At 71.6% G+C, this 11838-nt stretch carries 10 protein-coding genes; 8 read left to right on the top strand and 2 right to left on the bottom strand.

The features are described 5' to 3' along the window. The first annotated feature begins 52 nt into the window (after positions 1-52). Positions 53-853, top strand: coding sequence for a hypothetical protein (locus BN159_RS17560; protein ID WP_015658347.1), 801 nt, complete (start codon positions 53-55; stop codon positions 851-853). Positions 854-860: 7 nt separating this feature from the next. Here the strand turns inward: BN159_RS17560 and BN159_RS17555 are convergent, their stop codons facing one another. Further along, a complete protein-coding gene (locus BN159_RS17555; protein WP_015658346.1) occupies positions 861-1766 on the bottom strand; it encodes a bifunctional helix-turn-helix transcriptional regulator/GNAT family N-acetyltransferase in 906 nt (301 codons plus the stop codon). An 88-nt stretch (positions 1767-1854) separates the two neighbouring features. Here BN159_RS17555 and BN159_RS17550 point away from each other — a divergent pair, with 88 nt between their 5' ends. The 3 genes from BN159_RS17550 (at position 1855) to BN159_RS17540 (ending at position 4725) form a co-directional block, all read left to right on the top strand. Further along, positions 1855-2418 (top strand): DinB family protein, encoded by a 564-nt coding sequence (locus tag BN159_RS17550; protein ID WP_015658345.1) that lies wholly within the window; start codon positions 1855-1857, stop codon positions 2416-2418. A 136-nt stretch (positions 2419-2554) separates the two neighbouring features. Beyond that, a complete protein-coding gene (locus tag BN159_RS17545; RefSeq protein WP_015658344.1) occupies positions 2555-3733 on the top strand; it encodes an NAD(P)/FAD-dependent oxidoreductase in 1179 nt (392 codons plus the stop codon). A 98-nt stretch (positions 3734-3831) separates the two neighbouring features. Further along, positions 3832-4725 carry an RNA polymerase sigma-70 factor gene (locus BN159_RS17540; RefSeq protein ID WP_041819454.1) on the top strand — a complete coding sequence of 298 codons (894 nt, stop codon included), beginning with the start codon at positions 3832-3834 and terminating at the stop codon, positions 4723-4725. Positions 4726-4738: 13 nt separating this feature from the next. On the opposite strand, the gene BN159_RS17535 is transcribed toward BN159_RS17540, so the two are convergent. Continuing rightward, positions 4739-5485 carry a LolA-like protein gene (locus BN159_RS17535; protein WP_015658342.1) on the bottom strand — a complete coding sequence of 249 codons (747 nt, stop codon included), beginning with the start codon at positions 5483-5485 and terminating at the stop codon, positions 4739-4741. Between the two features lie 220 nt (positions 5486-5705). On the opposite strand from BN159_RS17535, the gene BN159_RS17530 reads away from it, so the two are divergent. Genes BN159_RS17530 through BN159_RS17515 form a run of 4 tightly spaced genes read left to right on the top strand, consistent with a single transcriptional unit; the run spans position 5706 to position 11837 of the window. Next, entirely contained in the window at positions 5706-7205 is a 1500-nt protein-coding gene (locus tag BN159_RS17530; RefSeq protein ID WP_015658341.1) for an aldehyde dehydrogenase family protein, read from the top strand. 50 nt (positions 7206-7255) lie between these two features. Then, on the top strand, positions 7256-8785 hold the full coding sequence (locus tag BN159_RS17525) for a GMC family oxidoreductase (protein ID WP_015658340.1): 1530 nt from the start codon (positions 7256-7258) through the stop codon (positions 8783-8785). Then, on the top strand, positions 8785-9903 hold the full coding sequence (locus tag BN159_RS17520; protein WP_015658339.1) for a quaternary amine ABC transporter ATP-binding protein: 1119 nt from the start codon (positions 8785-8787) through the stop codon (positions 9901-9903). The genes BN159_RS17525 and BN159_RS17520 overlap by 1 nt, the downstream gene beginning before the upstream one ends. Next, complete coding sequence (locus BN159_RS17515; protein ID WP_015658338.1) at positions 9903-11837, top strand: ABC transporter permease; 1935 nt, start codon at positions 9903-9905, stop codon at positions 11835-11837. Before BN159_RS17520 ends, BN159_RS17515 begins: the two co-directional genes overlap by 1 nt. Position 11838: the final 1 nt, after the last annotated feature.

Here is an 11838-nt window from a genome sequence, read left to right as displayed (position 1 = left end):
GCCGCTACCGTCGGAAAAGCGTTGCCCGGTACGGCGATTCGGGGGGTTCGCGATGAGCGGATGGGGACACGAACCGAGCGAGGAGCGCGGCCAGGCGCCCTGGTCCGCGCGTCGACCGGACGGCACCGTACCGCCGTGGTCCACGGCCGAGACCCAGACGTACGGCGGCCACCGGCCTGCCCCCGCCCCCGCTCCCGAGCCGCCGCGTGCTCACCGTCCTCGCCGTCTGGTCCTGGCCCTGCTGGCCGCGGTCGTCCTGGGTGTGGGTGCCGGCGCCGGGGCGTGGGTCCTGATCAGGGAGGACGACGGAGGCTCGGCCGGGGCCACGGATCTGACCGTGACGACCGCACCGCCGTCCGGGACGAGCACCTCGCCGCCGTCCGGGACGGCGACCACCGCCCCGGGCTACCGCCGCGCCCAGGACCCCGTCGGCTACACCCTCCTCGTCCCCGAGGACTGGATCCGCCGTCAGAAGGCGGGTGAGGAGGCCCCCGTGGTCTTCTACGACGCCCCGGACGACGGCCGCCGGCTCCAGATCTTCCGGATCGCGGAGCCGACCGTCGAGGAGTCCCTCGCGCAGGCCGAGACCGCCCCCGGCTACGGCTTCGCGAGCCGCACCGGCTACCGGGCCCTCGCCCGCGACTCGGGTCCCGGCTTCGCGGAGCTGACCTACCGCTACGACGACGAGGACAAGGGCCCCCGCCTGGTCGTCGACCACCGCTTCGAGGCCGCCGACGGGACGCCGTACGCGATCCGCGCCAGCGGTCCGGAGGAGCTGGCCCCCGAGCGGATTCGCGCGCCCCTCACCACGGCCCTGGGCTCCTTCTGCCCCTCGGGCGGTGATTGCGGGTGACGGGACGTCAGCGGCTTGGGAGCCGCTTCTCGAACCAGTGGCTGGCATAGATGTTGTCGTCGTAGCGCGGGATCTCCGTGTATCCGCACGCCCGGTACATCGCCTGCGCCTCATCGAGCGCGGCATGCGTGTCCAGCCGTACGACCGACAACTGCCGGGCGGACGCCTCGCCTTCGAGCGCGCCGAGCAGCCGGCGGGCGAGCCCCAGGCGGCGGGCGGCCGGGTGCACCCACACGTGCCGGATCTCGCCGACGCCGGGCTCCAGCCGCCGCAGCGCCCCGCAGCCCACCGGCACGCCCTCCTCGTACGCCACGAAGAACGCCCCGGCGTCGCCCGAGACCTCCTCGGGGCGGACGAGGCCGGCGGGGTCGAAGCCCTCGGGGAAGCGGGCGTCGATGTCGGCGGCGTAGGCGTCGAGGCACGCGCGTGCGTCCGCGCTCGCCCCGTCGACCAGGGAGATGGTGATGGCAGCCAGGCGCAGCAGGCGGCGGGTGGTGGACATCGCCTCGGCCAGTTCGGTGCGCTGCACCGGCGTGAGACCGCCGAGCAGTTCGGCCACCAGGGCGTTGGCGCGGCGCTGCTGCTCCTTGAGCTCGATGCGGCCGGCCGGGGTCAACTCGACCATCCGCAGCCGGTTGTCGTCCGGGTGCGCGCTGAGCCGGATCATGCCCTGCGCCTGAAGTGCCTTGGCCAGTCGGCTCAAGTAGCCCGCGTCCAGGCCGAGTCGGCTGCGCAGCTCGCGCAGCGAGACCGGCTCCGCGACCTCGAACAGCAGCCGGGCCTCGCCGAGCGGGCGGTCCTGGCCGAGATAGTGGTCGTCGAGGGCGCCGATACGTCGCGTGAAATAGCGGTTGAAGCGGCGGAATGCCGTTACGTGCTCCGCCGACACGGGTTCCCTCGACATGGGTTCCATCGAAACGGGTTCCATATTTCTTTGACTTTAGTCAAAGAATCCGGGGAAGTCCAGGTGTCTGTCAGTGCGCCCGCCTAGGCTGCGGATCATGAGTGAGGACATCGAGATCTTGCTTGAACCCCCGATCGCGGGCGACGAGGCCGACACCCTGGTCGGCTCCCTGGAGCGGCAGCGCCGCATCTTCGCCTGGAAGTGCGAGGGCCTGGACGCGGCGGGCCTGAGCGCACGGCTCGCGCCCTCGGCGCTCACCGTGGGCGGGATGCTGAAGCATCTGGCCCTGGTGGAGGCCGAGTACTTCACCCTGCGGCTGCTCGGGGAGGACCCGGGACCGCCGTGGAACACGGTGGACTGGGAGGCGGAGCCGGACTGGGACTGGCGTTCGGCCGCCGAGCACACCCCCGAGGAGCTGTACGCGCTCTGGCACGCAGAGGTCACCCGCTCCCGCGCGAACATACGCAAGGCGCTGACGGACGGCGGTCCCGGCGGGCTCGTCGCCTACACCACGCGCACCGGTGAGTCCCCGAGCCTGCGCCGCCTGCTGATCGACATCGTCGAGGAGTACGCGCGTCACGTGGGGCAGGTGGACCTGATCCGTGAGTCGATCGACGGCCGGGTGGGGGAGGACCCGCCGGAGGACTACTCGCCGTTCTAGGCCGGTACCGGCCGTTCCGTCCGGGGCCACGGGGGTGTGGCGTGGGTCACATCGGCGACCTGTCACGTCTGCGGAGGCCCGCTTGTCCCATGGGCGTCACCGGCACGGAAGCCGGTGCCGAACAGGGGAGATGGAGATGTCCAACGGCCACCACATCGTGGTTCTCGGCGCGGGCTACACCGGTATGTTCACCGCCGTGCGCCTGGCGCACCGCACCCGTAAGACGGGAGTGCGGATCACTCTGGTCAACCCGACGGGCCGGTTCGTGGAGCGGCTGCGGATGCACCAGGTCGCGGCCGGACAGACGCTGACCGAGCACCGGATCCCCGGCATGCTGGAGGGGACCGGTGTCCGGTTCGTCGAGGGCGCCGCCACCGCGATCGACCCCGAGGCACGGACCGTCACCATCGACGGGAAGATGTCCCTCGGCTACGACACCCTCGTGTACGCGCTGGGCAGTGCGACCGACACCGGCAAGGTTCCCGGCGTCGACGCCCACGCGTTCACCCTCAACAGCATCGAGATCGCGGGCCGGTTCGCCGAGCGGCTGACCGAGGTCGCCGAGGCCGGCGGCACCGTCACCGTCTGCGGCGGCGGTCTGACCGGTGTCGAGGCGGCCACCGAGATCGCGGAGAGCCACCCGGGACTGCACGTCACGCTGATCAGCCAGGACGAGCCCGGCGGCATGATGGGGGACAAGGCCCGCGGTTACCTCCACCGCGCGCTGGACCGGCTCGGCATCAAGGTGGAGTCCGGCGCCCGGGTCGCCAAGGTGCTGCCCGAGGGCGTCGAGCTGGCCGACGGCGGGGTCATCGCCTCCGCTGCCTGCCTGTGGACCGCCGGGGTCAAGGTGTCGCCGCTGGCCGCCGAGGCCGGGATCGCCACCGACGAGCGCGGCCTGATCGTGGTCGACGTCTCGCTGCGGTCGGTGTCCCACCCCGAGATCCACGCCGTCGGCGACGCCGCCGCGATCCGCCTCGCCTGGGGGCAGATTCACGGCACCTGCCAGAGCGGGCTGCCCACCGCGCAGTACACCGCCGACACCATCGCGCGGCTGGTCCGGGGCAAGACCGTGAAGCCGTTCCGGTTCGGGTACTTCCACCAGCCGGTCAGCCTCGGCCGCCGGGACGCCGTCATCCAGTTCACCAAGGCCGATGACACCCCTGCCCGTTGGCGGCTCACCGGCCGAAGCGCCGTGATGTACAAGGAGTTCGTCAGTGGCAGCCCGCTGCTGACCTACCGGCTCAGCAAGCGCATGAACGTCAGCACCGTCGTCTCCAAGGGCGGCCGGGCCACCCGCAAGCCCGCGGCGTGACAGGCGTGTTGGCTCCCGACGCTCCCAGCGCTCCCAGCGCGGTGATCAGGGCCTTGCCGCCCGGTTCGCGGCGCTGGGAGCATGACCCGGTGATTGGCATGGCCACGGGACAGGACCCGTACCTCGAACACCGCAGGCTGCTGTTCGCGACCGCCTACCGCATGCTGGGCAGCGTCGCCGACGCCGAGGACGTCCTCCAGGACGCCTGGCTGAGCTGGAGCACCGCGGACCGCTCGACGATCCGTCACCCCAAGGCCTATCTGGTGCGCACGGTCACCAACCTCTCCCTGAACCGCCTGACCTCGGCGCGGGCCACCCGCGAGACCTACGTCGGCCCGTGGCTCCCCGAGCCCCTGCTGACCTCGCCCGATATCGCTACGGAGGCCGAGTTGGCCGACTCCGTGTCGACCGCGATGCTGGTCGTCCTCGAAACCCTCAGCCCCGTCGAACGCGCCGTCTTCCTGCTCCGCGAGGTCTTCGGCTACTCGCACGCCGAGATCGCCGAGGCCCTCGACCGCCCCGAGGCAACGGTCCGCCAGATCGCCCACCGCGCCCGCGCCCATGTACAGGCCCGCCGCCCCCGCTACGACGCCGACGCCGCCCAACGGCAGCAGGTCACCGATCAGTTCCTCCAGGCCTGCGCGGGCGGTGACCTGAACGCCGTGATGGAGCTGCTCGCGCCCGAGGTGACCTCCTGGGCCGACGGCGGCGGCAAGGTCACCGCGGCTCGTCGTCCGCTGCACGGCGTCGAGAACGTCGCCCGCTGGATGCTGGGCTTCATGGCCAAGCCCGAACTGGCCGCCATGACCATGGAGTCCGCTGTCGTGAACGGCGAACTCGGCATCCTGGCCAAGCTCGACGGCCAGATCATCGGCGCCCTGACCTACGACATCACCGACGGCCGTATGCACACGCTGCGTTTCCAGGTGAACCCCGACAAGCTCAGTGGCCTGACCCCGGACAACGGCCTGACGCGGCCCGGGGAGTTCTAGACGCTCTGCGCGACTAAACGCTCTGCAACTCGTCCTGGAGCTTGTCGATGTCGATCGTGTCGTCCGCCGACGGAGTCCGTGACGGCACCGGCTCGTCGTACTCGGAGAACGTCAGCCGCACATCGGTGGCGTCGCCGCGCTGGTGGGCCTCGACCAGCAGGTGCGGCGAGTCGGCGGTGACGTAGAGCGTGGTCCGTGCGCCGTCCACCTCACCGGTCAGCGGGATGACCTCCGTGCCGCCCCGGGTGGTCTCCTCGCCCTTCTTCAACGAGCTCGTGCCGGGCGAGGAGCCGGAGCCGACGTCCCGCTGGAAGTTGCTCAGATCGCAGGTGTCGGCCATGCCCTTGAGCAGCGCGTCATCCGTGGAACCGTGGATGTAGCGGTCCTCGAACAGCTCGGCCACCGCATCGCCCTCACCGCCCGGCACCTGTGCCTTCCAGAACGCGGTGTCCGGCTTCATCCACACCTCGTCGCCCCGTTTGACGATCTCGACGCTGCCGCTGTCCGAGCCCATCTCCATCGTCCCGACGCAGTTGCCGGACCGGTCCAGGGACAGATCCATCGACGTCGGCTGGGTCCGGCTCGTCTCCGTGTCCGCGCTGCGGTCCGTCAGCTTCAGATGAACCGACTTCGCGTCGAGGAGGTTCGACTCCGCCTCCTCGGCGAGCTCCTGCGCGGTGGGATCGTCGACCGCTGCCGCCGTCGGCGCCAGCAACAGCGTCGCGCCCACCGCGGCCGAGATCAGCGCCCTGACGGCCATGGGCGGTCACCTCCGTGGTGCACAGCCTGGTGCGCGGCATGGCGCGCATCACTCCCCAGGCTACGGTTTGCCCTATTTGTCCGCATGTTCAGTGACGCCGCCCACTTTCGGCCCCGAAACGCGCATGCAACCGGAGGCCCCGGGCAGGTGGACGCGGTCCCCGAAAGTGACACCCGTGTGACTCAGGGGATCGGAACAGGAACGGAAGGCAATACCGATCATGGCAAGGCAGCACGAACGACGGACGATCCATGTCGACGGCGAGTGGCGGGACGCGATCTCCGGAGCCACCCGCGACATCATCGACCCAGCGGACGCCCGGCCCTTCGCCGTGGTCGCCGAGGGTGACGAGAAGGACACCGACCTGGCGGTCGAGGCCGCCCGCCGCGCATTCCACGAGGGCGACTGGCCGCACACCCCGGTCACCGAGCGCGCCGCACTGCTGCGCCGCGTCGCCGACCTCCTGGTGCGCGACCGCGAGGAACTCGGCCTGCTGGAGAGCCGCGACGCGGGCAAGACCCTGGAGGAGGGCCGCGTCGACATCGACTGTGTCGCCGACGCCTTCCGCTACTTCGCCGACCTCGTCGCCGCCGAGGCCCCCGGCCGGGTGGTGGACGCGGGCTCGTCCGACATCCACAGCGTCGTCGTGCACGAGCCGGTCGGCGTCTGCGCCCTGATCACCCCCTGGAACTACCCCCTCCTCCAAGCCAGTTGGAAGATCGCCCCCGCGCTCGCCGCGGGCAACACCTTCGTCGTCAAGCCGAGCGAGATCACCCCGCTGACGACGATCGCGCTGATCGACCTGCTGACCGAGGCGGGCCTGCCGTCCGGCGTCGCGAACATCGTTACGGGGCCGGGCCATTCGGTCGGCGCCCGGCTCGCCGAGCACCCCGACGTCGACCTCGTCTCCTTCACCGGCGGACTGGCCAGCGGCGTCAAGGTCGCGCAGGCGGCGGCCCCTTCGGTGAAGAAGGTCGCCCTCGAACTCGGCGGCAAGAACCCCAACGTCGTCTTCGCGGACGCCTGCGCCACGGAAGCGGGCTTCGACACGGCCGTGGACCAAGCCCTCAACGCTGCCTTCATCCACAGCGGCCAGGTCTGCTCGGCAGGCTCCCGCCTCATCGTCGAGGAGTCGATCCGCGAGCGCTTCGTCGCCGAACTCGCCCACCGGGCCGCGAAGATCCGCCTCGGCCGCGGCACCGACGCCGGCGTCGAGTGCGGCCCCCTCGTCTCCGAGCAGCAGCGCGCGAAGACCGAGTCCTACGTCGCCTCCGCGCTGGCCGAAGGAGCCGTCCTGCGCACCGGCGGGAAGCGCCCCGAGGGCCTGGGCGACGGCTACTTCTACGAGCCGACCGTCCTCGACGCCTGCCACCGCGAGATGAGGGTCGTACGCGAGGAGGTCTTCGGCCCCGTCCTCACCGTCGAGACCTTCCGCACCGAGGACGAGGCCGTCGCGCTCGCCAATGACACCGAGTACGGCCTCGCGGGCGCCGTCTGGACCGCCGACGCGGGCCGCGCCCGCCGGGTGGCCGGACGGCTGCGCCACGGCACCGTCTGGATCAACGACTTCCACCCCTACCTCCCGCAGGCGGAGTGGGGCGGCTTCGGCAAGAGCGGCGTCGGCCGCGAACTGGGCCCCGCCGGACTCGCCGAGTACCGCGAGAGCAAGCACGTCTACCAGAACCTCGCGCCGAAGCCGGTCCGCTGGTTCGCCGGCTGAACTCACCCGCCCTCCCCGCTTCTTCCGGATCTTCCTGGAGCACCAACCCCATGCCTGAGAACACCCATGTCTACGACTACGTCGTCATCGGCGGCGGCACGGCAGGCTCCGTCATCGCCTCCCGGCTGACCGAGAACCCGGACGTCACCGTCGCCGTCATCGAGGGCGGCCCGAGCGACGTCGGCCGCGACGACGTACTGACCCTGCGCCGCTGGATGGGCCTGCTCGGCGGCGAACTGGACTACGACTACCCCACCACCGAACAGCCGCGCGGCAACTCCCACATCCGGCACAGCCGCGCCCGCGTCCTCGGCGGCTGCTCCTCCCACAACACCCTCATCGCCTTCAAGCCGCTGCCGTCCGACTGGGACGAGTGGGAGGAGGCCGGCGCCAAGGGCTGGGGCGCGGTGCCGATGGAGGCGTACTACGCCCGGCTGCTGAACAACATCGTCCCGGTCGACGAGAAGGACCGGAACGCCATCGCCCGCGACTTCGTCGACGCCGCGCAGAAGGCGCTCGACGTCCCGCGCGTGGAGGGCTTCAACAAGAAGCCGTTCACCGAGGGCGCCGGCTTCTTCGACCTCGCCTACCACCCGGAGAACAACAAGCGGTCCTCCGCCTCGGTGGCCTATCTGCACCCGGTGATGGACGAGCGCCCGAACCTCACGATCCTGCTGGAGACCTGGGCGTACCGGCTGGAGCTCAACGGCACCCGCGCCGAAGGGGTGCGCGTACGCGCCAAGGACGGCGAGGAGTTCCTGGTCCGCGCCCGCAACGAGGTGCTGCTGTGCGCGGGCGCCGTCGACTCGCCCCGGTTGCTGCTGCACTCCGGCATCGGCCCCCGCGAGGACCTGGAGGCGCTCGGCATCCCCGTCGCACTCGACCTGCCGGGCGTCGGCGAGAACCTCCTCGACCACCCCGAGTCGGTGATCGTCTGGGAGACGCACGGCCCCATCCCCGAGAACTCCGCGATGGACTCCGACGCGGGCCTGTTCGTACGGCGCGACCCCGAACACGCGGGCCCCGACCTGATGTTCCACTTCTACCAGATCCCCTTCGCCGACAACCCGGAGCGCCTTGGCTACGAACGCCCGGAGTTCGGCGTCTCGATGACGCCCAACATCCCCAAGCCGAAGTCCCGCGGCCGCCTGTACCTGACCAGCCCGGACCCCTCGGTCAAGCCCGCCCTGGACTTCCGGTACTTCACCGACGAGGACGACTACGACGGGCAGACGCTGGTCGACGGCATCCGCATCGCCCGCGAGATCGCCCAGGCCGAGCCGCTCGCGGGCTGGCTCAAGCGGGAGGTGTGCCCGGGTCCCGAGGTCGTCGGCGACGCCGAGCTGAGCGAGTACGCCCGCAAGGTCGCGCACACCGTGTACCACCCGGCGGGCACCTGCCGCATGGGCGCGGCGGACGACGAACTCGCTGTGGTGGACCCCCAGTTGCGGATCCGCGGCCTTGAAGGAATCCGTATTGCCGACGCCTCCGTCTTCCCGACCATGACGGCGGTGAACCCGATGATCGGCGTGCTCATGGTCGGGGAACGAGCGGTCGACCTGATTGGTGGTGACGCGTGATGAGTACCCCCGTGTTCTCCGTGAACGGCCTGTGGAAGGTCTTCGGCCCCAGCGGCACCAAGGCGTCCCGGGTTCCCACGGACCCCGAACTCGCCGCCCTCCCGCCCGCCGACCTGCGCGCCCGCACCGGCTGCACGGCCGCGGTCCGGGACGTCTCCTTCGACGTCCGCAAGGGCGAGGTCTTCGTGGTCATGGGCCTGTCCGGCTCGGGCAAGTCCACCCTGGTCCGCTGCCTCACCCGGCTGATCGAGCCGACGTCCGGCACCATCGCCATCGACGGCGAGGACGTCCGCGCGATGGACAAGTCCCGGCTGCGCGAACTGCGCCGCCACCGCGCCGCGATGGTCTTCCAGCACTTCGGCCTCCTCCCGCACCGCACGGTCCTCGACAACGTGGCGTACGGCCTGGAGATCCAGGGCGTGGGCCGCCCGGAACGCCGTAAGCGTGCCGCCGAGGTCGTAGCGAAGGTCGGCCTGGAGGGCATGGAGCACCGGAGGCCGAGTCAGCTCTCGGGCGGCCAGCGCCAACGCGTCGGCCTCGCACGGGCGTTGGCCGTCGACCCCGAGGTGCTGCTCTTCGACGAGCCCTTCAGCGCCCTGGACCCGCTGATCCGCCGGGACATGCAGGAGGAAGTGGTCCGCCTGCACCGCGAGGAGGGCCGCACGATGGTCTTCATCACCCACGACCTGAGCGAGGCCCTGAAACTGGGCGACCGCATCGCCCTGATGCGCGACGGCGCGGTCGTGCAGTTGGGCACCCCCGAGGAGATAGTGGCCTCCCCGGCCAACGACTACGTCCGCGAATTCATCCGCGACGTCCCCCGCGAACAGGTCATCACAGTCCGCACGGCGATGCGCCCCGCCACGGCGGAGGAAGCGGGCAACGGCCCGGCGGTACCCCCGACCGCGACGGTCTCGGAAGCGATCGAGGCGGTGGCCCGAGCGGGCGCTCCGGCCCGGGTCGTGGACGAGGGCCGGTGCGTGGGAGTGGTGGACTCGGAGGCATTGCTGGGCGTCATCGCGAACGTGACTGACGCGGCACGGGTGGGCGTAGCGGCACCCCGCCAGCGCGGGGAAGCGACCCCACCCTCCGCCGACACCAGCGAGGAGCTGGTGTGATGGCCACCGTCACAGCAACAGCCCCTCGCGCGGGGATATCCGGCGTACTGAGAGCCGTACCCGGACGCAAACTCCTCGCCCTGGCCCTCGCCGCCGCAGTCCTCGTCCCCCTCGCCCACGCCCGCTGGGCCAGCGGCACCTGGCCGACCGCCCTCACCGTCGACCTCACCACCCCCCTCACCGACACCAGCACCTGGATCATCGACAACCGGGACAGCCACCCCCTGTTCCTGTACTTCCTCGGCCACGTCAGCAACGCGGTCGTCCTGGCCGTACGCGCCGTCTACCTGCTGCTCCTCGCCGCGGGCTGGGCCGGCACCACCGCCTTCGCCGCCCTGATCGCCTGGCGCGTGGCCGGAGCCAGGCTCGCCCTCGGCACCGCCGCCGCGTTCCTGACGTGCGGCGCCCTCGGCATGTGGGTCCCGACGATGCAGACCCTCGCCCTGATGGTGGTCGCCGTCGTCGCCTCGGTCGCGGTCGGCGCACTCCTGGGCCTCGCCGCGGGCCTCTCCGACCGCCTGGACCGAGCCCTGCGCCCGGTCCTGGACACCATGCAGGTCCTCCCCGCCTTCGCCTACCTCCTCCCGGTCGTCCTGATCTTCGGCATCGGCGTCCCCGCCGCCGTCCTGGCCACCGTCGTCTACGCCGCCCCGCCCATGGCCCGCCTCACCGCCCTGGGCCTGCGCGGCGCCGACAAGGAGGTCCTGGAGGCGGTGGACTCCCTCGGCGCCACCGCCCGCCAGCGGCTGCTGACCGCCCGGATCCCGCTGGCCCGCAAGGAACTCCTCCTCGGCGTCAACCAGACGATCATGATGGCCCTCTCCATGGCCGTCATCGCCTCGGTCATCGGCGCAGGCGGCCTCGGTGACCGCGTCTACCAGGCGCTCGCCTCAGTCGACGTGGGCGCCGCCCTGGCGGCCGGCATTCCGATCGTGCTGCTGGCGGTCGTCCTGGACCGCGTCACCGCAGCCGCGGGCGCCGGGACCGACGGCTCGGAGCACACCAGCCGCGCAGGCTGGGCGTACGCCCTGGTCGCCGCCCTCGCCGTGGCCGTGGCCGGACGTCTCATGGACCGGCTCGACTGGCCCGACGCCTGGGTGCTGAACATCGCCGAGCCGGTCAACCGCGCCGTCGACTGGATGACCGCCCACCTCTACTCCGGCGTCCCCGTCGTCGGCGGCACCGCCGAATGGGCCGGCCGCTTCACCACCTGGGTCCTGGACCCCGTACGCGACGGCCTCCAATGGCTGCCCTGGTGGGCCGTGCTGCTCGTGGTCGCCGCCCTCGCCTGGCTGATCGGCACCTGGCGCACCGCTCTCACCGCGACCCTCGCCATGGCCGCGATCGGCGTCCTCGGCGTGTGGGAGCCGTCCCTGGACACCCTGTCCCAGGTCCTCGCCGCCGTCGCCGTCACCCTGGTCCTGGGCTTTGCGACCGGTATCGCCGCGGCCCGCAGCGATCGGGTGGAGCGCCTGCTGCGCCCGGTGCTGGACGTCTTCCAGACGATGCCGCAGTTCGTCTACCTGATCCCGGTCGTCGCCCTGTTCGGCGTCGGCCGCGCCCCCGCGGTCGCCGCGGCCGTCGTCTACGCGCTGCCCGCCGTCGTCCGCATCACCGCACAGGGCCTGCGCCAGGTCGACCCCGCCGCCCTGGAGTCGGCCCGTTCCCTCGGCGCCACCCCCGCCCAGCAGCTGTGGCAGGTCCAGCTCCCGCTCGCCCGCCGCTCCCTGCTGCTCGCCGTCAACCAGGGCGTGGTCCTGGTCCTCGCCGTCGTCATCATCGGCGGCCTGGTCGGCGGTGGCGCGCTCGGCTACGACGTGGTCTTCGGCCTCGCCCAGGGCGACCTGGCGACCGGCCTCGTCGCGGGCGCCGCGATCGTCTGCCTGGGCCTGATGCTCGACCGGGTAACCCAGCCGACCAAGAAGGGAGCGTGAC

This window comes from Streptomyces davaonensis JCM 4913, from assembly GCF_000349325.1.
GTDB lineage: Bacteria > Actinomycetota > Actinomycetes > Streptomycetales > Streptomycetaceae > Streptomyces > Streptomyces davaonensis.
This window is presented reverse-complemented; position numbering and strand designations above follow the sequence as displayed.